The organism is Streptomyces collinus Tu 365, assembly GCF_000444875.1.
Taxonomy (GTDB): Bacteria; Actinomycetota; Actinomycetes; order Streptomycetales; family Streptomycetaceae; genus Streptomyces; species Streptomyces collinus_A.
Map to the genome: position 1 here is coordinate 3,306,259 of NC_021985.1, position 19,579 is coordinate 3,325,837.

Sequence of the window (19,579 nt, forward strand, 5' to 3'; positions counted from 1 at the left end):
ATGGTCGGCTCGTCAGCTCGTCCAGAAATCCCACCATCGGGTCAGGACGAGCATGCCCACGACACCGATGTGCAGGACCGGCGGGACCCAGGTGAACTCCGCGAGGAAGTTCCGCAGTGCGGCGGGCGCGGGGACGTATCCGCTCCGGACGACGAGCGAGGTGACGTACCAGAACAGGACGATCGTGGCGGCCCAGGCCAGACAGCACCACAGACACAGCGCGTTGATCCGGTACAGCGACTCGAACTGCAGCCAGGACACGAACCCGACGCCGAACAGGCACCCGGCCTCGAACAGCAGCCAGTACCAGCCGGGGAACCGGGCGTCGGCCAGCAGGCTCACGCCGACGCAGCCGACGACGCCGTAGGCGACCAGGCCCAGCATCGGGTTGGGGAACCCGAAGACCCCGGCCTGGGCGCTCTTCATCACGCTGCCGCAGGACACCACCGGGTTCAGGCTGCACCCGGGCACGAAGTCCGGGTTCCTCAGCAGCTCGAACTCGTCGAGGGTGATGACCCAGGAGGCCAGCAGACCGGCCGCGCCGGTGATCACCAGCAGCAGCCCGAGACCCCTGCCGCCGGCCGGGGGCCGGGGCATCAGCGGCGCAGGCTGCGGGCCGGCAGGACGATGTGGGCCGCGGCGGTCAGGGTCTCGTCGGCGCCGGCGAAGGCGGCCAGCGCGGCCGGGTCGACGACCTGGCCGGGACGGCCCTCGGGCCAGGCGAGGGTGGTGAAGACGAGGTAGGCGTAGCCGCGCGCGGCGACGGCGGCGAGCCACTCCGGCGGTGCCTCGGCCTGGGCGACCATCTGCGGCATGTTGACGACGGCCTGGCCGGCCTCGACGAGCAGGGTGATGGGCAGGCTCGGCTTCGAGGTGCCGTCCACCACCTGCCCGCCGACCGGCAGGTTGTTGCTCGTCAGCAGGTGCCTGATGGCGGCGGCGGTGGCCTCGGGGCCGCCCTCCGTGTCGCCGAGGGAGTAGGCCAGCAGGTACGGCATGTCGGTGCCGTCGGGTGCCTCGCCGCTCCAGGCGAGGACGACGAGCGTGCCGAGGTCGGCGGGGCGGAAGGGACGGGTTTCGCTGGGGCTTGAGGTCACCGCGCGACCCTATCGGCGGGGCGCGGCGCGGCCCGGCGGCCTCTCACCCGTCCGGACCAGTGCCCGCAGCCGCTCCACACGATCGGGGGAAGCGGTCTCGAACAGGCCGGGAGCCGGCTCCGCGGTGTGCGGTGCCGGCTCCTCCCGGTGGTGCGGCGGCGGGGTCAGCTCTGCAGCGGCAGGCCGCCGAGCAGCGGGTTGTGCTGGTTCAGGGCGGTGGTGGCGCCCTTGACGGAGTGCAGGACGGAGTCGGCGTTCTCGGTGTCGAGCGCGTGCGACTGCTGCTGCAGTGGCATGACGTCCTTGACGGTCAGGCCGCCCCGGGTGATCGAGTCCACGGCACCGTTGAGGCTGGTGGGGGTCAGCTCGGCGGTGGTGTGGGCGAACGCGGGCGCGGCGACGCCGGCGAGAGCCACGGAACCGGCAAGGACGGCGGCGGCCTTCAGGGACTTCATCGGGTTCCTCTCTTCGGCGACTCGCGTCACCCCGGGGAGACGTACTGGCGCCGTGCCTAACGAGTGCCCGCGGGGCCGGAAACCCCGGCCCCGGAAGACATATGAGATCCCCGTGGGCGCTGCCGTCCGCGCGTCACCCGGTCGGCAGCGCGGGGGCCTGCGGCAGGCTGGGCAGGGCCGTGCCCGGCGCGGTCGGCAGTCCGGCGAGGGTCGAGTCGATCAGTTCGAGCACGTCGTCCACGACGCCGTTGGCGGCGGACAGCACGCCGTCGACGTCGGCGGTGACGGCCTTGATCAGCTTGTCGATGGCGGTCTGCAGCGCGGCGAGCAGGTCGCCGGTGGCGTCGCGGGCCGCGGGCTCCTTGGCGGCGGTGCCGGTGGTGAGCGCGGTCAGGGCGGCCGGGGACGGCACGGCGGAGCCGCTCGCGTCGGTGGCGACGCTCGGGGTGACGGGGGCGCTCGGGACGGCGGGCGCCGTCGGGGTGGCCGCCGTGGACGGCGTGGCGGCGGTGCTCGGCACGGCCGGGGCGGTGGGAGCGGTCGAAGCGGTGGGCGTGGCGGGGGTGCTCGGCGTCGCCGCGGAGGTGGGGGTGGCCGCGGAGGTGGGGGTGGCCGCCGTGCTCGGGGCGGCCGCCGCGGCCTTGGCGACGGCCTCACGGGCCGCGTCGCCGAGCTTCTTGGCCTCGCCGGGGGTGAGACGTCCCTTGCTTAGTGACGCGTCGACCAGGTCGACGACGGGGTCGAGGGCGGCGTCGGTGCCGTGCAGGGACCGGACTTGGGCGAGCAGCGCGTCCGCGCCGGGTACGGGCGAGTGCGCGCTGGTCCGGGTGCGCTCCCGGGCCGAGTCGGCGGCGACGGCGACGGGGCCGGCGATGCCGATCACGAGGGCGGCGCAGAGGGTGGTGGACGCCAGGCGCCGTACGGGCAGCACACGCATGGGGGTTCCTTTCGGTGGGGCAGGGGTCTGAGCCCACCGTTGAACTCCCCGTGTCGCCGCGCAACCGCTCACGCACGGTGCGTGAACCATCTGGGGGAACGCACGAACCGGCCGTCCGTCCGCGACGACGCGCGGGCGGACGGCCGGTCCGAGGGGTGCGTCCCGACGTCAGCCGTTGGCCGCGATGTTGCCGAACGCCGGGTTCAGCAGGCCGATGACGTTGATGCTGTCGCCGCTGACGTTGACCGGCACGTGGACCGGGACCTCGACGACGTTGCCCGACACGACACCCGGCGAGTTGGCGGCGCCGCCACTGGCGCCGGCGTCGGCGCAGGCCACACCGGCGGCGCCGGCGACGGCCGCGACGGCGGCGGAGGTCAGGACCAGACCCTTCGCGATACGCGACATGGAGAGGAGCTCCTTGAAATCGACACAAACATCCGGGCGGATGCCCGGCGCTGTGTCAACGCGCCGCACGCCGTGGGGTTGTGCCGCCAATCGAGTGACGTCCATGGCGGTGACCCGCCGGGCTCCCGGCTCGTTCCCAAGGGGACGCGTCGTGGGCCGGCGCGCTCTTCGTCGTCGTGGACGCGCGGTCGTGCCCCCGCGTGCCCACCCGCAACCCCGAGCGCCCCCGTGAGCGAGGAACCCGTCGATGCACCAGCCACCACCCCCCACGCGGCCGCGGGTCCTGCACGTCGCGCAGCCTGTCGACGGCGGGGTCGCCCGCGTCGTACGGGACCTGGCGCGGGCTCAGCTGTCGGCCGGCGTGCGCGTCGCGGCGGGCTGCCCGGGCGGTGAACTGGGCGCGGAGCTGCGGGAGCTGGGGGTCGACGTGCGCCCGTGGGGGGCCGGACGGTCGCCGGGTCCGGGGCTGTCCGGCGAGATACGACGGCTCGCACGGCTGGTCGAAGAGGTACGGCCCGAACTGGTGCACGCGCACAGCGCCAAGGCGGGACTCGCCGTGCGGCTCGCCGTCCGCGGCCGGGTCCCGACCGTGTTCCAGCCGCACGCGTGGTCGTTCGAGGCCGTCGGCGGCCCCACCGCCGCGCTGGCGCTGCGCTGGGAGCGGTGGGGGGCCCGGTGGGCGGACCGTGTGGTGTGCGTCAGCCAGGCGGAGCGCGCGACCGGACTGCGCGCCGGGGTGCACGCCTCGTACGCCGTCATTCCCAACGGCATCGACCTCGACCGTCACTCCCCCGCGCCCGCGGGGCCCGCCCGCGCCGCCCTGCTCCCGGACCTCGACCCGGCGGCGCCGCTCGTCGTCTGTGTCGGGCGGCTGTGCCGGCAGAAGGGCCAGGACCTGCTGTTGCGCGCCTGGGAGCACGTCGTGCGCCAGGTGCCCGGCGCCCGGCTGGCCCTGGTCGGCGACGGACCCGACCGGGACGCGCTGCGCCGGCGAGCCCGCGCGCTCGGCCCCGCCGTCCGGTTCGCGGGTGCCGTCACCGACACCGTGCCCTGGTACCGGGCCGCCGACCTGGTGGTGCTGCCCTCGCGCTGGGAGGGCATGGCCCTGGCCCCGCTGGAGGCGATGGCCTGCGGCCGGCCCGTCGTGCTCACCGACGTCGACGGCGCGCGCGAGAGCCTGCCGCCGGCGCTCGCGCCCCACTGCCTGGTGCCCCCGGAGGACCCCGGGGCGCTGGCCCGGGCGATCGCCGCGCTGCTGCCCGACGCGCCGCTGCGCGCGTCGCTCGGCGAGCGGGGACGCGGGCACGTCCAGTCCACGCACGACGTGCGGCACACCGCCGACCGGTTCGCGGTCCTGTACCGCGAACTCCTCGGCGCCCGGCCGCCCGTGTCCACCGAGCGCAGGGAGTCCCTCCACCCGTGACCGCGGAACGCACCGTCCCCTCCTCCGGCGCCCCCGGCGCCCCTGCCGCTCCCGGCTCGCGACCGCAGGAGCAAGGCCCCTCGCCCGCCCGGGTACGCCCGGCCCGCGCGCCGGGCGGCTTCCGGTTCCCGGTGCGACGGCTGGCCGCGCGGCCCGCCTCGCCCCTGCCGCTGCTCACCGCCGACCTGGTCGCCGCGCTGGTGGGCGCGCTCGCTCCGGGCCTGGCCACCCAACGTGCGCCACTCGTGGCCGTGTTGGTGTGCGGAGCGCTGCTGCTGCGCCCGCGCCTCACCCGGCCGGTGCCGGGAGTGCTCGACGAACTCCCGGCCGTCTGCGGCCGGATCGCGGTCCTCTGGCTCGCCCTCGGCGCGCTGGCGGCCGCCCTCGACCCCGGCCGCGCGCTGTCCGCCCGCACGCTGCTGCTCGGCTGGGCGGCGCAGGCGGTGGCGGCCTGCGCGGCGCGCGGTGCCGTGCACTGGCGCCGCCGGGTGGCACTGACACGCCGTCCGCGTACGGCCCTGGTCGTCGGTCCGGCGGCGACCGCGCAACGGGTGGCCGCCGCGCTGCTGCGCCACCCGCGCTGCGGGGTGCGGCCGGTGGGCGTCGTCGCCGAGCACCCCGCGGGCCGCGGTGGGCTGCCGGTGCTCGGCACCGGTGAGGAGGTGCAGCGGGCGCTCATCCAGAACGGGGTGCGGGTCGTGCTCACCGTCGGCCCGGCCGTGCGCGCCGAACGGGGCCCGCTGCTGCGGGCACTGGCGGAGTCCGGCTGCACGGTGTGGGAGGTGGACGCGGACGGCCCGGCGTTCGGGACGCGCGACCTGCTCGCCGGTTTCTCCGTCCGCCCCCTCGACCTGGACACCCGGCACCACGGCAGCCCCGGCAAGCGGCTGCTGGACGTGACGGTGTCCGGGGCCCTGCTGGTGCTGGTCAGTCCGCTGCTGCTGGTGTGCGCGGCCGTGCTGCGGCTCACCGAGGGGCCCGGCGTGGTGTTCCGGCAGGAACGCATCGGCGCCGGCGGGCGGCCCTTCACGCTGCTGAAGCTGCGCACCCACCGCCCGGTGGACGAGCGGGAGGCGGCGACCCGCTGGAGCGTGGCGGGCGACGACGGGATGAGCCGCTTCTGCCGCTTCCTGCGGCAGACCTCGCTGGACGAGCTGCTCCAGCTGTGGAACGTCTTCCGGGGCGACATGAGCCTGGTCGGCCCGCGGCCCGAACGCCCTTACTTCGTGGCCCAGTTCAGCCGCACCCACCCGGGCTACGCGGCCCGCCACCGGGTGCGGACCGGCATCACCGGCCTCGCCCAGATCAACGGCCTGCGCGGCGACACCTCCATCGAGGACCGGGCCCGCTTCGACAACGCGTACATCGACACCTGGTCGCTGTGGCAGGACGTCTGCATCCTGCTGCGCACCGCGGCCGCGCTCGTGCGTTCCACGGGGAGCTGACCGATGAGCCTCACCCTGACCCGGCGCCGCCCCGCGCCGGCCCCGGTGCTGTCGGTGGTGGCCGTGGTGGCCCTGCTCGCGCTGCCCCTCACCCCGGGGGGCGAGGGCGGCGCCGGACCGGCCGACGTGGTGTCCGCGCTGGTCGTCGGCCACTGCGCGGTACGACTGCTGCGCGCACGGCGGCGCCCGCTGTCCCCTACGGCCGCCGTGGTCCTCGGCCTGCCGGTCACCGGTCTCGCGCTCGCCGCGGCGGACGCGGTCTCCCCGGGCGCGGGGATCGCCGGCCTCGGCCGCTACCTGCAGATCTTCGTCCTGGTGCCGGCCGCCGTCCTGCTGCTGGTCCGCCACCGGTCCGACTTCCGTCTGCTCGCCTGGTCCCTGGTGGGGCTCGCGCTGTGGCAGGGCGCGCTGGGCGTCCAGCAGTACGCCACCGGGACCGGCGCCTCCTACCAGGGCGAGGACATCCGCGCGGTGGGCACCTTCGGGGCGTCGGACGTGATGGGCATGGCGACCGTGGTGTCGTTCGGCCTGGTGTGCGCGGCCGGTCTGGCGCTCGGCCGGACGCCGGTGCGCGAGCGGGCGGTCGCGGCCGTCTGCGCGTTCGTCCTGCTCGTCCCGCTCGCCCTGTCCTTCAGCCGGGGCGCCTGGATCGCCACCGCCGTGACGCTCACCGTCCAGCTCGTGGCGGCCGGGCCGCGCCGTGCGCTGCGGGTCGGCGCGGCAGCCGTGGCGGCGGGTGTGGTGCTGGTGGGCGGTCTCGGGCTGGGCTCCGCGATGCTCCAGGAACGGATCGACAGCATCACGCGGGTCACCGACGCGCCCGACCAGTCGGTCACCGACCGGTACACGATGTGGGCGGCGGCGGGCGACATGTGGCGGCAGCGGCCGTTGACCGGTGTGGGGCTGAAGGGCTTCCCCGAGTACCGCGACGGGCACGCCTCGCTCGCCCTGTCCTCGGGCAGCGACACGGAGGGCGCGGGCGCCGCCTACCGCAGGCAGCCGCTGCTGTCCCCGCACAACATGTACCTGCTGGTGCTCGGCGAGCAGGGCCTGGTCGGTCTCGTGGGCCTGGTGGGCGGCTGGCTGGCCCTGCTGGTGTGCGCGCTGCGGGGCGTGCGCCGGGCGCGCCGCTCGGGCCGGGGCCAGGAGTGCGCGCTCATCTCCTGCGGGCTGCTGGTCTGGCAGCTGGTCGACTTCGCCTACGCCGACATCGGCGGCAGCTCGACCGTGCTGACCGCGGTGTGCCTGGGCCTCGTGGCCTGGTGGGCGCTGGTGGGCGCGGACGAGGTCGTTCCCCTACCGGACGCCGTCGCCTCCGACGCGGGCGCGGTCGGCTCCGCAGGGTGTGCCGCGCGGCCGGCCGCGGAGGAACGGGCCGTCGGGGAGGCCGGGGTCCGGTGACGGTGACGCCCTCCCCCGAAGCCCGCCGCGGGACCGGCGGGAGCGGTGCGGTGCCCGGACCGGACGACGGCGACGGCGAAGGCCCGGTCGTGCTGGCCTCACCCCGGGCCGGTGCACGGGCCGGTGCGCCCGCCGCTACCCACTCCGGTGCGCCCGCCGGTACCCACTCAGGTACCCGGGCCGACACAACCGCCGCCGGGACGCGGGCCGGGGCGCGCCCCGGCCCGGCGCGGCCTGCCGGGTCCGGACAGGCGCCGCCCAGCCGGGGCTTCCTGGCCAGGGCCGCTCTGATCACCGCCTCCCTCACGGTCGCGGGCGCGCTGCTCGGGCTGGTGCGCGACCAGTCGCTGGCGCGGCTGTTCGGGGCCGGCCGGGACACCGACGCCTTCCTGGTGGCCTGGACCCTGCCGGAGTTCGCGGCCACCCTGCTCATCGAGGACGGACTGGCCTACGCGCTGGTCCCGGCGTTCAGCGTGGCGCTGGCCCGGCGTGCGCAGGGGGCACCCGGGGACCCCGTCCGGTCCCTGGTCGCGAGCACCCTGCCGCGGCTGGCACCGGCCTTCGCCGCGGTGGCCGTGCTGCTCGCCGTGGCCGCGCCGTGGCTGGTCGGGGTGCTCGCGCCGGGTCTGCCCGACCCGGCACTCGCCGTGGACTGCACCCGGCTCACCGCGAGTTGCGTGTGCAGCTTCGGGCTCGCCGGCTACTGCAGCGCGGCCCTGCGGGCCCACCGAAGCTTCCTGGCCCCGGCCGCGATCTACGTCGCCTACAACACCGGCATCGTCGTCACCATGTTCACCCTCGGCGGCCGGTGGGGCGTGCGCTCGGCCGCGTTCGGGGTGGCGGTGGGCGGCTGTCTGATGGTGGCCGTACAGATTCCCTCGCTGGTACGGCGGTTGCGCACCCGGCGGTCACGGCGGTCGGCCGGCACCGTCGCGGAGATCGGTACGGAGGCCGGTCCGAGCGGCGGCGCCGGGACCGGCACCCCGCCCGGGCAACGGCCCGTGGACGCCGCGCTGATGGCGACCGTGCTGCTGTTCGCGCTGGTCCGGCAGTCGCAGGTGCTCGTCGAGCGGTACCTGGCCTCCGGACTGCCCGCGGGCGCCATCTCGCATCTCAACTACGCGCAGAAGGTCGCGCAGATCCCGATGACGCTGTCGACGATGCTGTGCACGGTCACCTTCCCGGTGGTGGCGCGCGCGCTCGCCGACGGTGACACCGAGCAGGCCCGGGACCGGGTGGAGCGCGACCTGGTGGTGGCCTCCTGGCTGGTGCTCCTCGGCACGGCGGCCGTCGTCGCCTGCGCCCCGCAGATCGTCCAACTGCTCTTCCAGCGGGGCGCCTTCACGGCCCATGACACGGCGGCGACCGCGGGCGTGATGCGGGTGTACGCGCTGGGGCTGCTCGGCCAGACGCTGACGGGCGTGCTGGTCCGCTCCTACTTCTCGGCGGGCCGCGCCGCCTGGTACCCGGTCGCCGCGATGGCCGCCGGCCTCGCCGTCACGTTCTGGGCGGGCGCCGGGACGGTCGGCCCCTGGGGGGTCACCGGGATCGCCGCGGCCAACGCCGCCGGCATCACCGTCACCGCGGTCCTGCTGCTGGCGGGCACGGCGAGCGGTCCGCGGGGGCGCTCCGTCCTTCCGGGCGGCCCGCGCGGTGTGCCGGTGCGCGCCCGGCGCGTGCTGGCCGGGGTGGGCGGGCCGCTGGTGGCGGCCGTGGTGGCAGCGGTCGCCGGCGCCCTGGCGGCGGGCCGGGCGGGCGGACCGTACGCGGGTCCGGTCGCCGGCGGCGCCACCGTGACCGCCGTGTTCGTCCTGCTCGGCCGTGTGCTGAGCGCCCGGGGCGGGACGTCCGGCCCGCCTTCCCTCCCGCTCGCCCGCTTCCTCCCGGCCCTGCCTTCCCTCCGCCGGCCCTTCGTCCGGCGCCTTCTCCTTCCTGTCCGCACCCTCGTACGGAGGCTCGTCCATGCCGTCCGCCGTTGAGTCGCCCCGCCGTGCCCGGGCCGCCCGGCCGGGCACCGTCCCGTGGATCGCCATGTACCACTCGGTCGGCGACTGTTCCGACGACCCGTACCGGGTCACCGTCACCCCGGACCGGCTGGAGCGGCAGCTGCGCTGGCTGCGCGCCCGTGGCCTGCGGGGTGTGTCGGTGGCCGAGCTGCTGGCGGCCCGCGCCCGGGGCGAGGGCCGCGACCTGGTGGGGCTCACCTTCGACGACGGGTACGCCGACTTCCTCACCGGCGCGTTGCCGGTGCTGACCCGCTGGGAGTGCACGGCCACCCTGTTCGTGCTGCCCGGCCGGTTCGGCGGCGACAACGCGTGGGACCCGCTGGGCCCGCGCAAGCCGCTGCTCACCGCCGACGCCGTCCGGGAGGCCGCCCGCGCGGGCGTGGAGATCGGCTCGCACGGCCTCACCCACGTCGACCTCACCCGTGCCGACGACACCGTCCTCGGGGCCGAGACCGCCGGGAGCCGGACCCTGCTGCGGGAGCTGACCGGGACCCCGGTGGGCGGGTTCTGCTACCCCTACGGCACCGTCGACCGCCGGGCCGTCGACGCGGTGCGCGCGGCCGGGTACGCCTACGCCTGCGCCATCGACCCCGGCCCGCTGACCGGCCCGCACGCCCTGCCCCGCGTGCACATCGGGCAGAACGACGCCGCCCTGCGCCTGTCGCTGAAGTACCGGCTGCACCGGCTGCGCCGCCGCCCCGCCGCGGAGCCGCGATGAGGGCGCTGCACGTCATCACCGGGCTCGGGACCGGCGGCGCCGAGCAGCAACTGCGGCTGCTGCTGCGGCACCTGCCGGTGGACTGCGACGTGGTGACGCTGACCGACCCCGGGCCGGTCGCCGAGGGGCTGGCCGCCGACGGCGTCCACGTGGTCCACCTGGGCATGCGCGGCAACCGCGACCTGGCCGCGCTGCCCCGCCTGGCCCGGCTGATCCGGCGCGGCCGCTACGACCTGGTGCACACCCACCTGTACCGGGCCTGCCTGTACGGCAGGATCGCGGCCCGGCTCGCCGGCGTCCGCGCGGTCGTCGCCACCGAACACTCCCTCGGTGACTCGCAGATGGAGGGCCGCCCGCTCACGGCCGGGGTGCGCGCCCTGTACCTGGCCGGTGAGCGGCTGGGCCGGTCCACGGTGGCGGTGTCCCCGACGGTCGCCGAGCGGCTGACGCGCTGGGGCGTGCCCGGGCCGCGCATCGCGGTCGTGCCCAACGGCATCGACCTGGAGCGGTTCCGCTTCGACCCGGGGCTGCGGCTGCGCACCCGGGCCCGGCTCGGGCTGCCGGACGACGCGTTCGTCATCGGCGGCGTCGGCAGGCTCGCCCCCGGCAAACGCTTCGACGTGCTGATCCGGGCTCTGGCCGGGCTCCCCGGCGACTGCCGGCTGCTGCTGGTCGGCGGGGGCGGCGAGGAGGGCGCGCTGCGCGGGGCCGCCCGGCTCGCCGGGGTCGCCGACCGGGTGGTCTTCGCCGGTGAGCGGCCCCACGGGTGCGACCCCGCCGCCGGCCCCGACCTGCCCGCGCTGGCCTCGGCGATGGACGTGCTCGCCTCGCCCTCCGCCGAGGAGGCGTTCGGGCTGGCCGTCGTCGAGGCGCTCGCGGCCGGGCTGCCGGTGCGCTACACCTCCTGCCCGGCCGTCGAGGACCTGCCGCCCGGGGCCGCCCCGGGCGCCCTGCGCGTCGAGGGCGGCACCGACGCCTACACCCGGGCGCTCGCCGAGGTACGCGCCGCCGGCCCCGGCCCGCGCACCGCCCCCGAGGCCGCCCGTCACTACTGCATCGCCCGCAGCGCCAGCCGGCTCATGGACGTCTACGCGGCGGCTCTCGCCCGTACCGTCCCCGAGCCCCGATCCTCCCAGGGAGTCACCCCGCCATGACCGAGTATCCCCTCAGGCACCACCGCCCGGCCCGCCTCACCCGCGCCCGCGCGCTGCCGCCCTGGACGCTGGTGGCGGCCGGCGTCCTCGCGGGCGGTCTGCTGGGCGGCGCGTACGGGGAGCTGAAGCCACCGGTGTACACGGCCACCAGTTATGTGGTCGCCGTACCCACCGAAGGGTCCGACACCGCCTCCGCGCTCGGCTTCGCCCAGGCCTACGGCCGGGTCGCCACCCAGCTCGCGGTGCTCGGCGACGCGCAGCGGCAGGCCGGGGTGCCGGTGGAGACCCTGCGCGCCGACGTGCGCACCGCGACCTCGCCGGACGCCCCCATGGTGGCGGTGTCCGCGACCTCGGGCCGCCCGGCCGAGGCCGCCGGCATGGCCGACGCGGTCGCCCGTTCCCTGACCCGGCACGCCAACGCCACCAAGAGCCGGACCCACGTCGAACTCATGGAGTTCTCGCGGGCGTTGCCACCGACCGCGCCGTCCTCGGCGTCCGCGGGACTCACCGCTCTGGTGGGGGCGAGCGCGGGCGGGCTGCTCGGCGGTCTGGCGCTGCTGGTGCGGCCGAGGCGCCGGTCGCCCGAGCCGGCGCGGGCGGCCACCGTGCCCGCGCCCGCCCTCGCCGCCGACGCGCGCGGCCAGCTGTGACGGCGACGTACCCGGCGCGGCCGGAGTGCACCACCGCTCCCCTCGGCGGGCCCTCCACCGGACTCGTCACCGAAGTCGTCACCGACGAGGCCGTCTTCGCCGCGCTCGGACCTGCCTGGGGGCGGCTGTACGGGCGGTGCGGCACCGCGACACCCTTCCTGAGCCACGCCTGGCTGCACTCGTGGTGGCGGTCGTACGGCAGGACGGGACGGCTCAGACTGCTGCTGGTGCGCCGCGGCCCGGGCGGTGAACTGGCCGCCGCGGCACCGCTGATGCTGGTCCGCCGTCCGCTGCCCGCCCTGGTGCCGCTCGGCGGGCCGATCTCCGACTACGGGGACGTGCTGCTGGACGACGGCGACGACGGGAGCGCGGCCGGCGCCCTCGCCGCGGCCCTGTCGCGGGCGGCGCGCACGGCGCTGGTCGACTTCCGCGAGGTACGGCCGGGTGGCGCGGCGGAGCGGGTGCTCGCCCGGTGGCGCGGGCCCCGGCGCGCGCTCGACGACTCGCTGTGCCTCGAACTGCCCGCCGTGCCCATGGAGGAGCTGGTCGCCCGGCTGCCGTCGGGCAAGGCGCAGCGGGTGCGGGCCAAGCTGCGCAGGCTGACCGCGCTGGGCGTGGAGCGGCGGGTGGCCGGGCCCGGTGAGGTGCCGGCGGCCCTGCACCGGCTGCTGGAGCTGCACCGCTCCCAGTGGCAGGGGCGGGGCGTGACGGCCGAGCATCTGCGGCCGCGGTTCCGGGAGCATCTGGTCCGCGCGGTGGGCCCGATGGTCCGTGCCGGGGACGCGGTGGTCACCGAGTTCAGGCTCGACGGCGAGGTGGTCGCCGTCGACCTGACGCTGCTGTCCCGGGGTCTGGCGGGCGGTTATCTGTACGGCGCCGATCCCCGGCTGCGGGAACGGAAGGCGGACGTGGCCGTGATGCTGCTGGACGCGTGCAGCGGGCACGCGGCGGCGGCAGCGCGCGGCGCGGCGGGCGGCCGGGGCGTGCTGAGCCTGCTGCGCGGCGACGAGCCGTACAAACACCACTGGCGTCCCGAACCGGTGGTCAGCCGACGGCTGCTGCTGGCCAGGCGGCGCACCGCCCCACTGCTCGTGGCCGTGCTCGCCGAGACGGCCGTCCGGCGGCGGGGCGGGCAGGCACTGCGCCGGGGCGGTCGGGTGTCGCTCCGGTGGGGGCAGGCACTGCGCCGGTGGAAGCAGGCACTGCGCCGGTGGATGCCGGGGCGTCGCGACGGGCACTAGAGGGTGCGCGGCCACCGGTCGGCGGGGAGACAGGGGTTCCCGCCGAGCCAGTACGCGACCCAGCCGCCCAGGTCCGGCGACGCGCAGGCGTCCGGGGGCCGCCGCGTGGGCGCGGGGGTCGGCACGGGCGCGGGCAGGGGGGTCGGCGGGGGCGTCGGTGCCGGTGCGGTGGGGGTGGCCGGCACGGGGTCCGGGGTGCGTGCGCCGGTGCGGCCGTACAGCGCGGACCGGTACACCGCGGACGCCATAGGGTTCCGCGCGCACTGCCACACGCCGTGCGGGCAGTAGTCGGTCAGCGTGTTGTACAGCGGCCGGTGCGCTTCCATCCAGGCGAGCATCCGGCGCATGTACGTGGCGTCGTCGCCGTTGCGGAAGAGCCCCCACTCCGGGTACGAGAGCGGCTTGCCGTGGGCCTCGGCGAAGTCCACGTGCCGCTGGAGGCCGTAGGGTTCCGTCACCTGCTCGTCGAAGGACATGCCGGCCGGCTGGTCGTAGGAGTCCATGCCGACGATGTCGACCGTGTCGTCCCCGGGGTAGCACTCGGTCCAGGGGACGGCGTCCCGGCCCCGGCTGGGAGCGAAGTCGAACCGGAACCGCTGGCCGGGCACCGCCCGCATGGCCCTGACGATCCGGTTCCAGTAGGTCTTCCACGACTCCGGGTCCGGGCCGCAGCGGTGGGTGTAGGTGACGCCGTTCATCTCCCAGCCGAGCACGACGACCGTGTCCGGCACGCGCAGGTCGACCAGCCGCTCGGCGAGGGTGCGGAAGTGCCGGTCGAACCGCCCGGCCGCGCCCTTGCGCAGCAGCGAGCGCACCTGGTCGTCGGAGAGGTCCTCCTCGTTGCGCTCCTGCATGGGGACGTTGAGCACGAGCGTGCGGTCCGGCTTCTCGCGCCGCCATCGCGCCCACGGGTCGAGGAAGCCGGGCGGGCCCTCGATGTCGCTCCATGTGCCGCCGGGCAGATAGGTGTGCCCGACGGTCGGTTCGGTGCCGCCGAGCCAGTCGCCGAGCCCGGCGATCCGGGCCAGGCCGCTCGGGCCGGAGCCGAGGAACGCGCCGAACGGCGGGGGCGCCTGCCGCTCCGCGACGGAGGAGCCGGCGGGCCGTGCGGCTGCGGAGGAGCCGGCGGGCCGTGCCGCGCCTGGCGCGGGGCCGGGGCCGGGGCCGGCCACCAGGGCGAGGGCGGCGGCGACCACCGACGCCACCACGGTCAGCCGCCGGGCGCGGGCCCGTCGCTCTCGCGGAGCCATGCCCGCTCCTTCCGCCACTGGACCGCGCCCCGGTGGGCCGGTTCCTGCTATTGACACACAGTCACATCGGCGTGGCGTCCGCCAGCACGGCTACGGCGTTCAGGTGGCCCCGGCCCCCGCACGGGCGAACCCTGAGCGGGAGGGGCGGGAGGAACGGGAGGAACGACCGGGGAAGGTGCTGGGGTGGGCCTCGGGCGGGAGTTCGCCGTGGCGTGTGGAGCCGGCGGGCTGGCGGTTCCCCGGCCGGACGGCGTGGCGAGGTGCCGGAGACGCTACGGCGCTGAAGGATGCGGTACGGCGCCACTGCGGAGGGCGCCGGTGCGGGACGCGGGGTGCCGGGCACTGGGGTCCGGCACCCGGCACGTCACCGGCCCGAGGCTCCGCGGCCCCGGCGGTACAGGATGGTTCCCCCGGCGATCAGCGCGGCGCTGGCGGCCGACGCTCCGAGGATGGTCCCGGAGTCGGCGCCGGTGTGCGCGAGGCTCGGCGGCTGGTCCGGGTGGTGGCTTCCGTGGTGCGGCGGAGTCCAGTCGTCGCCGCCGTACGGGGGCGGCGTCGGCTTGTCGTGACCGCCGTACGGAGGGGGCGTCGTGTGGTCGCCGCCGCCGTACGGAGGCGGGGTCGGCTTGTCGTGACCGCCGTACGGAGGGGGCGTCGTGTGGTCGTCGCCGTACGAGGGCGGGGACGAGGGGCCGCCGTACGGGGGCGGGGTGGTGTGGTCGTCGCCGTACGAGGGCGGGGACGAGGGGCCGCCGTACGGAGGCGGGGTGGTGTGGTCGTCGCCGTACCCGGGGGGCGCCGTGTGACTGCCGCCGCCGTACGAGGGCGCCTTCGTGCGGTCGCCGCCGTGGTGCGGGGACGGCATCGTGTGCTCGGAGCCGTCGTGCGAGGACGGCATCGTGTGGCCGCCGGGGAAGCCGCCCCGGTCGCCGGGGACGCCGGGGACGTCGGGGTGGCCGCCCGAGGTGCGCTCGGAGGTGTCCCAGCCGCCCTGCGGGCCGCCGTGCCGGACACCGCCGTCACCGCTCTGGACGGAGCCGTTCGCACAGGAGTTGCCGAACGCGGGATTCAGCGCGGCGGCCGCGTCCACGGAGTTGCCGCAGACGTTGACCGGGACGTTCACCGGGACCTGGACGGTGTTGCCGGACAGTACGCCGGCCGAGTGCTGGGCGGCACCCTGGGCACCCGTGTCGGCGAGCGCCTGACTTCCGTACAAGGACAGCATGCCCGTCGCGGCGGCGGCCACGACCATGCCCTTGCTGAGGGTCTGTCGCAAGTTCGTTGTCTTCCTGCTCGAAGAAGTGGGAAAGCCGGCCTCGGACGAGGAGCCGATGGATCGACGGTCCGAGGCCGGCCAGAACACAGCCGAGGGGGCTGGCGCGTAGCGCTGTCGCTCAGTGGTTGACGCAGGCGCCGCCGAAGGCCGGGTTCAGCAGCCCGATGACGTCGACGGTGTCGCCGCAGGCGTTGACCGGGACGTGGACCGGGACCTCGATGACGTTGCCCGAGAGGACGCCGGGGGAGTTGGCGGCCCCACCGGTCGCACCGGAGTCGGCGAAGGCGGGGACGGCCCCGGCCAGCGCCAGGATCGTGCCGGCGACGACAGCAGCGCTCTTCTTCATGAACTTTCCCTTCATAGCGGTCATGCCCTGTGACGGCCGAAACCGAGCGAGCACAACTTGAACGGCTCGCACCATGACCGGCAGGCTGTAAAACGAGGGATAGACAGCCGAAGAAACTACGGAACGCGCGTCCTCGATGAATTCACTCGAACGCCCCCGCAGATTTGACATGTTGGCGGAGCGTCAGCAAAACACTTCTTGGAGATGGGCAGCAAAAGACCGCCCGGGTGGCGGTGGATGCACCGGCACGCCACCCGGGCGGTGTTCCGTCGGCCAGGCCGAGACGGGTGCCTCAGCCGTTGCCGGCCAGGACCGCGATGTCGTCCGCGACGTGCGACAGCGGCTCGTCGTCCTTGGCCTGGGTCGAGTTGTCGGCGCACTGCTGGGTCTGCGGGGCGGACAGGACCGGGATGTCCTGGACACCGACGTTGGCGAGGACGGCCACCAGGGACTGGGCGTCCGCCTTGACCGGCAGGCCGACGCACAGCTTGTTGACCGAGCTCTGCACCAGGGTGGCCTGCGGGCTCATGTTGCCCCGGGTCACCGAGTTGCCGAACGAGTCCTGCGCCGCGTTGCCGCTCAGCGAGGTGGTGCCGGTGTCGTCGCCGATGGCAAGCGCCTGGGGGGCTGCCGCAGCGGACACACCGACGAAGGACGCGGCGACCGCCGCCGCGGCCATTGCCTTCTTCAGCATTTCGCTTTCCTTTCCTTGGCTCCTCGCCAAGACGCATGTTCCTGCCACGCATCAACCGGGCCCGGGCGGAATGGTTGCGGGGTGTCACCCGATCGGATCGTTCCGGGTGGCGGAATTCGGGGAATTCCCCTCTCGACTCCGCAAGCCCTTCCCCAGGCACCGTGTGGGCCATCGGAGTGAACGAGAGCAACCCCGGACGGCGGTCGGCAGTTGATGCAGGTCGCTCCGGTGGACGGGGTTTCTCCAGAAGGGAATCAGCAAGTGATCAAGAAGGTTCTGGCCTCTGCCGCGGTCGCCGCTTCCGTCGTCGGTTTCACCGCGACCGCCGCGTCGCCGGCCCTGGCCATCGGTGACGACCACGGCACCACCTCGCTGAGCGGCAACGACGCGGTGCAGTCGTACGGCAACTCGGCCACCTACGGCAACATGAGCCCGCAGCTCGCTCTCATCCAGGGCTCGTTCAACAAGCCCTGCATCGGCCTGCCGGCCAAGGTCGACGCCCAGTCGATCCTGGCCCTGGTCAACGTCGGCGTCCAGGACATCCCGATCCTGTCCGCCCCGCAGACCCAGCAGTGCACGGAGAACTCGACCCAGGCCAAGGGCGACGAGCCGCTCTCGCACATCCTGGACGACATCTCCGCGCTGTCCGGCAACGGCTGATCCGCAGACCCCCGGGCCTCCCCACGGGCCCGTGCCGACGGGCCGCCGCGTTCTCCCGGCGGCCCGTCGGCCCGTTCGGGACCGCCTCGCGGCGCGGGGGACCGTGCCGCGCCGGGCGCCGGTCGGCTGATCGTACCGAGCTACTCCAAACGGGGCAAAGGCCGCAACCGCGGTCGGATCCCCGGCGTTGATGATCACGCAACTCCTCCCCGGAGTCCGCCTCTCGAAAGGGAACGAACATGAAGAAGCTGTGGGCAACCGCGGCTGTCGCCGCCTCCGTCGCCGGTCTGGCGGGCTTCGCCGCCCCTCAGGCCCTGGCCATCGGTGACGACCACGGCACCACCTCGCTGAGCGGCAACGAGGCCCAGCAGTCCTTCGGCAACTCGGCCACGGCCGGCAACCAGAGCCCGCAGCTCTCGCTGGTGCAGGGCTCGCTCAACAAGCCGTGTGTCGGCCTGCCGGCGAAGGTCGACGCCCAGTCGATCCTGGCCCTGGTCAACGTCGGCGTCCAGGACATCCCGGTCCTGTCCGCGCCGCAGACCCAGCAGTGCACGGAGAACTCGACGCAGGCGAAGGGCGACGAGCCGCTCTCGCACATCCTGGACGACATCTCCGCGCTGTCCGGCAACGGCTGAGCGAGCGCTCCGCGAGCGGCGGGTCACCGGTTCCTTCCGGTGGCCCGCCGCTCCGCGTGCTGCCCGCGGCACGGCCTTCTTGGCGTGGCCGACCCCTTCTCGGCGCGCATGCCGGCTGCGGGTAAGGAGGATGGGGTGTGTCGACCGGGTGTGCGGCGCTCATTCCCCGCTCTCTCCGGTGTCCGTCCGCCCGATCCGGCCGGTGCCGTCCGCCTGCCGGATCGCGTCGGCGAGCGCCCGCACGTCCTTGTCCTCGGTGGTTCCGGCGAGCGCGGCGGCCCGGCCGGCGAGCCGGGCCAGGCTCGGGGCGCCGGGGAGGGCGGGGCCGTGGTCGGTGCCGGCGGCGCGCAGGGCGTCGGCGAAGTAGGCGGCGACCGCCGTGACCTGGAAGCGGGGGCTCGCCGCCCAGACGTCGTCCCGCAGGGCACCGGTCTCCAGGGCTCCGGAGCGCTCGTGCGGGGCCCGGGTCGCGGGGTCGAGCCAGCGGACGGTGGCGGTGGCGAGGTGGCCGTCGGCGTCCGGCCTGGTGCGCACCGCGTACAGGGCGGTCACGGTGTGGCCGGGGCCGACCTCGCCGCCGTCCACCCGGTCGTCGCGGAAGTCGTGGTCGGCGACGGCCCGGTCGTCGTAGCCGACGAGGCGGAACTCGGCGACGGTCCCGGGGTCGAAGGCGACCTGTGCCTTGGCGTCGCGGGCGGTCAGGCCGATGTTCTGCGGGAGCTGGACGCAGAACACCCGGCGCGCCTCGGCGGTGTCGGAGACGTAGGCGGTGTGGCCGTCGCCCTTGTCGGCGAGGCGTTCCATGAGGGCGTCGCCGTAGTCGCTGCCGACGCCCACGCCGAAGAGGGTGATGCCGTGCTCGCGGCGGGCCGAGTCGATGCGGCGCAGGATGGCGTCGGGGCGGGTCTCCCCCGTGTTGGCGAGGGCGTCGGAGATCAGCACGACCCGGTTGGTCGCGCCCTCGCGCAGGCCCTCGACGGCCGTGTCGTAGCCGGTCTCGACGCCCGCGCCGAGGTTGGTGGAGGTCAGGGCGCGCAGTCCGTCGACGGCGTCGTGCACCTCGCCGCGGTGGCCGCCGAGCCGGGTCATCGGCAGGACGGTGCGGGCGCGGGTGCTGAAGGTGACGACGGCCACCGAGTCGTCGTCGCGCAGCCGGTCGGTCATGGTGTCCAGGGACCGCTTGGCGAGGTCGAGCCGGCCGGGTTCGTCCATCGAGCCGGACACGTCGATGACGAAGGTGAGCGCGGCGGGCGGCCGTCGCCCGTCCGGGTCGGCGCCGCGGGTGGCGAGGCCGACGCGGACCAGGGACCAGTCCGGCCGGGTGGTGCGGGCGCCGTCGACGGTGACGGAGAAGCCGTTGCCGTCGGGCCTGCGGTAGTCCTGGCGGAAGCTGTTGACGAACTCCTCGGGGCGGACGGTCGACGGATCGGGCACGCGGCCGTCGGCGAGGGTGCGGCGGGCGTAGGTGTAGGAGGCGGTGTCGACGTCGAGGGCGAAGGTGGACAGATGGCTGTCGCCGGGTGCGGGGGCGGCCGACCCGGAGTTCCGCCCGCCGGGGGCGGGTGCGGGGGCGGGCAGGCCGCGCTTGTCGGCGGCGGAGCCGTCCGCGGAGCCTTCCGCCGAGCAGGCCGTCAGCAGCAGGCCGGCCGCCGCCGTGAGCGCGAGCAGCGCGCGGCGGGTCCGTCGTGCGCGTGGTGCCCGTGCCGTGCACGGTGTCCGTGGTGTGCGGTTCGGCTCCATCTCGCGTGCCCCCTCGGTCCGTTGACGTCGACGTGAGGTCTTC

The 19,579-nt window shown here is 75.6% G+C and carries 20 protein-coding genes; 10 read left to right on the forward strand and 10 right to left on the reverse strand.

Annotated features, from left to right (window positions below):
* Nucleotides 1–12: 12 nt before the first annotated feature.
* The 5 genes from B446_RS14285 to B446_RS14305 all read right to left on the reverse strand — a co-directional run bounded on the left by B446_RS14285 (nt 13) and on the right by B446_RS14305 (nt 2,897).
* Entirely contained in the window at nt 13–597 is a 585-nt protein-coding gene (locus B446_RS14285) for a vitamin K epoxide reductase family protein (RefSeq protein WP_020940153.1), read from the reverse strand.
* Nucleotides 597–1,097, reverse strand: coding sequence for a DUF5949 family protein (locus tag B446_RS14290; protein ID WP_020940154.1), 501 nt, complete (start codon nt 1,095–1,097; stop codon nt 597–599). Before B446_RS14290 ends, B446_RS14285 begins: the two co-directional genes overlap by 1 nt.
* Before the next feature lie 164 nt (nt 1,098–1,261).
* Nucleotides 1,262–1,552, reverse strand: coding sequence for a hypothetical protein (locus B446_RS14295; RefSeq protein ID WP_020940155.1), 291 nt, complete (start codon nt 1,550–1,552; stop codon nt 1,262–1,264).
* A gap of 133 nt (nt 1,553–1,685) precedes the next feature.
* The gene (locus tag B446_RS38750) at nt 1,686–2,489 is read right to left on the reverse strand and encodes a hypothetical protein (protein WP_020940156.1); all 804 of its coding nucleotides are present in this window, start codon (nt 2,487–2,489) and stop codon (nt 1,686–1,688) included.
* Nucleotides 2,490–2,657: 168 nt separating this feature from the next.
* A complete protein-coding gene (locus B446_RS14305) occupies nt 2,658–2,897 on the reverse strand; it encodes a chaplin family protein (protein WP_020940157.1) in 240 nt (79 codons plus the stop codon).
* A 247-nt stretch (nt 2,898–3,144) separates the two neighbouring features.
* Here B446_RS14305 and B446_RS14310 point away from each other — a divergent pair, with 247 nt between their 5' ends.
* Genes B446_RS14310 through B446_RS14345 form a run of 8 tightly spaced genes read left to right on the forward strand, consistent with a single transcriptional unit; the run spans nt 3,145 to nt 12,935 of the window.
* Complete coding sequence (locus B446_RS14310; RefSeq protein ID WP_020940158.1) at nt 3,145–4,320, forward strand: glycosyltransferase; 1,176 nt, start codon at nt 3,145–3,147, stop codon at nt 4,318–4,320.
* Nucleotides 4,317–5,765 carry an exopolysaccharide biosynthesis polyprenyl glycosylphosphotransferase gene (locus B446_RS14315; RefSeq protein ID WP_020940159.1) on the forward strand — a complete coding sequence of 483 codons (1,449 nt, stop codon included), beginning with the start codon at nt 4,317–4,319 and terminating at the stop codon, nt 5,763–5,765. Before B446_RS14310 ends, B446_RS14315 begins: the two co-directional genes overlap by 4 nt.
* A 3-nt stretch (nt 5,766–5,768) precedes the next feature.
* Nucleotides 5,769–7,166, forward strand: coding sequence for an O-antigen ligase family protein (locus B446_RS14320; protein ID WP_020940160.1), 1,398 nt, complete (start codon nt 5,769–5,771; stop codon nt 7,164–7,166).
* 50 nt (nt 7,167–7,216) lie between these two features.
* Complete coding sequence (locus B446_RS14325; RefSeq protein WP_419184154.1) at nt 7,217–9,145, forward strand: lipid II flippase MurJ; 1,929 nt, start codon at nt 7,217–7,219, stop codon at nt 9,143–9,145.
* Complete coding sequence (locus B446_RS14330) at nt 9,129–9,890, forward strand: polysaccharide deacetylase family protein (protein WP_020940162.1); 762 nt, start codon at nt 9,129–9,131, stop codon at nt 9,888–9,890. Before B446_RS14325 ends, B446_RS14330 begins: the two co-directional genes overlap by 17 nt.
* Entirely contained in the window at nt 9,887–11,044 is a 1,158-nt protein-coding gene (locus B446_RS14335) for a glycosyltransferase (RefSeq protein ID WP_020940163.1), read from the forward strand. The genes B446_RS14330 and B446_RS14335 overlap by 4 nt, the downstream gene beginning before the upstream one ends.
* Nucleotides 11,041–11,694, forward strand: a complete 654-nt coding sequence (locus B446_RS14340; RefSeq protein WP_020940164.1) for a hypothetical protein — start codon at nt 11,041–11,043, stop codon at nt 11,692–11,694. The genes B446_RS14335 and B446_RS14340 overlap by 4 nt, the downstream gene beginning before the upstream one ends.
* Entirely contained in the window at nt 11,691–12,935 is a 1,245-nt protein-coding gene (locus tag B446_RS14345; RefSeq protein WP_020940165.1) for a GNAT family N-acetyltransferase, read from the forward strand. The genes B446_RS14340 and B446_RS14345 overlap by 4 nt, the downstream gene beginning before the upstream one ends.
* On the opposite strand, the gene B446_RS14350 is transcribed toward B446_RS14345, so the two are convergent.
* From B446_RS14350 to B446_RS14365, 4 genes are all read right to left on the reverse strand, one after another.
* On the reverse strand, nt 12,932–14,185 hold the full coding sequence (locus B446_RS14350; RefSeq protein ID WP_020940166.1) for a glycoside hydrolase family 26 protein: 1,254 nt from the start codon (nt 14,183–14,185) through the stop codon (nt 12,932–12,934). The genes B446_RS14345 and B446_RS14350 overlap by 4 nt on opposite strands.
* A gap of 364 nt (nt 14,186–14,549) precedes the next feature.
* Nucleotides 14,550–15,461: a chaplin gene (locus B446_RS14355; RefSeq protein WP_043475584.1), complete on the reverse strand. Its 912-nt coding sequence runs from the start codon at nt 15,459–15,461 to the stop codon at nt 14,550–14,552.
* A 118-nt stretch (nt 15,462–15,579) separates the two neighbouring features.
* Nucleotides 15,580–15,807: a chaplin gene (locus tag B446_RS14360; RefSeq protein ID WP_043478297.1), complete on the reverse strand. Its 228-nt coding sequence runs from the start codon at nt 15,805–15,807 to the stop codon at nt 15,580–15,582.
* Nucleotides 15,808–16,099: 292 nt separating this feature from the next.
* A complete protein-coding gene (locus tag B446_RS14365; protein ID WP_020940169.1) occupies nt 16,100–16,501 on the reverse strand; it encodes a rodlin in 402 nt (133 codons plus the stop codon).
* Between the two features lie 261 nt (nt 16,502–16,762).
* On the opposite strand from B446_RS14365, the gene B446_RS14370 reads away from it, so the two are divergent.
* Nucleotides 16,763–17,161, forward strand: coding sequence for a rodlin (locus tag B446_RS14370; RefSeq protein WP_020940170.1), 399 nt, complete (start codon nt 16,763–16,765; stop codon nt 17,159–17,161).
* Nucleotides 17,162–17,400: 239 nt separating this feature from the next.
* Nucleotides 17,401–17,796, forward strand: coding sequence for a rodlin (locus B446_RS14375; RefSeq protein WP_020940171.1), 396 nt, complete (start codon nt 17,401–17,403; stop codon nt 17,794–17,796).
* A 159-nt stretch (nt 17,797–17,955) separates the two neighbouring features.
* Here B446_RS14375 and B446_RS14380 read toward each other — a convergent pair whose 3' ends face one another.
* Nucleotides 17,956–19,536, reverse strand: coding sequence for a vWA domain-containing protein (locus B446_RS14380; RefSeq protein ID WP_020940172.1), 1,581 nt, complete (start codon nt 19,534–19,536; stop codon nt 17,956–17,958).
* Between the last annotated feature and the right edge of the window lie 43 nt (nt 19,537–19,579).